Source organism: Paenibacillus forsythiae T98, assembly GCF_000520735.1.
GTDB lineage: Bacteria > Bacillota > Bacilli > Paenibacillales > Paenibacillaceae > Paenibacillus_AQ > Paenibacillus_AQ forsythiae.
Genome location: NZ_ASSC01000355.1, coordinates 1 through 1,198, shown reverse-complemented (window position 1 = coordinate 1,198; position 1,198 = coordinate 1). Strand labels below are relative to the sequence as shown.

The 1,198-nt window shown below is 54.8% G+C and carries 2 protein-coding genes; both read left to right on the top strand.

Annotated features, from left to right (window positions below; translation table 11 throughout):
* Positions 1 to 200: 200 nt before the first annotated feature.
* Positions 201 to 995, top strand: a complete 795-nt coding sequence (locus tag L692_RS0111390; RefSeq protein WP_025699939.1) for a lipid II flippase Amj family protein — start codon at positions 201 to 203, stop codon at positions 993 to 995.
* A 42-nt stretch (positions 996 to 1,037) separates the two neighbouring features.
* The coding region (locus tag L692_RS33825) for an SDR family NAD(P)-dependent oxidoreductase (RefSeq protein ID WP_036723277.1) at positions 1,038 to 1,198 on the top strand (161 nt) is incomplete at its 3' end.

The window sequence follows — 1,198 nt, the reverse complement described above, 5'->3', positions numbered from 1 at the left end:
CTGCTGCCGGGACTGGATGAGACTGGCGGATCGTATTGACTCCCCTTGCCCCGTTGATTTCCCCGTGAAGCCCTCCTGTTAATTTTTTTGCCAAAGACTTGGCGGACTCCGTGTGTTACAATGGATGGATGATATACCCAATCATGGAAAACTCCGCGAATATCCGCAGATAGTCGATCGGAGCCTTGGGAGGAGCACGGATGGCCGGAAGTCTGCTTGTCGCTTTTCTGCTTACGATGATTATACATACCGCCGAGACGTTGTCGTATTCAGTCCGGTACGCCGGTGTGAGATTGAATAAAATCGCGATCGCGCTGTCACTGACCGGCATTATAGTGCTGGTATCAAGGACGGCCAATCTGATTCAGGCGCCGCTGACAGCCAAGTTTGTCGATGTGGCCAAAAATGATTCGAGCTTTAGTCTGCTGAATTATTTGAGGGTTATTCTGCTGGGCGGGTCGCTTGGAACGCTGATCGCCATCGGGCTGTTTCCCACGTTCATCGGGCTGTTCTCACGAATCATTTCCAAGCTGGAGATTCAGGGGTCCATTCCGAAGCTGCTGGCCAGTGTTACCATAGGACAATTGAAAAATACGCGCAAATACGTCAGACGCCCGAAAATCCGGCTGTATTATTTCCGGTATCTGGATATCCCGAAACGGCTGATTGTGCTGAATATTTTTGTGACAGCTTTTTATACGGTGGGGGTTATGTCCTCGCTGTATGCGGCCCACCTCGTTCCGAAGTACAGCACAACCGCTTCCCAGGCCTCGGGAATCATTAACGGGATGGCGACGATTCTGCTGACGATCTTCATCGACCCGCAGCTCGGACTCATTACCGACAAGGCGACGGCCAGCGAGGAACACCGCAGTCAGCTGGGCAAGGTATACGTGCTGCTCATGGGCTCCCGGTTTCTGGGCACGCTGCTGGGCCAGTTCGTGCTCGTTCCCGCCGCTTATCTGATCAGCATGCTCGTCAGGCTGATGGTATGATCGGCGGTAAAGACCTTATTTGCGAAAGAAGGAGAGGTTCCATTGACTCAATCGGAGAACCGGGATGCGGGAGCCGTCGCGCTTGTCACGGGAGCTTCCAGCGGCTTCGGCATGCTGACGGCGGCGCTGCTGGCGCAGCAGGGCTACCGGGTTGTTGCGGCGATGCGGGACCCTTCCCGGCAAGAGGATTTGGTGCGGCTGGC

Coding starts and splice junctions, on each gene's coding strand:
- L692_RS0111390 (WP_025699939.1), top strand. CDS start 201: ATGGCCGGAAGTCTGCTTGTCGCTTTTCTGCTTACGATGATTATACAT.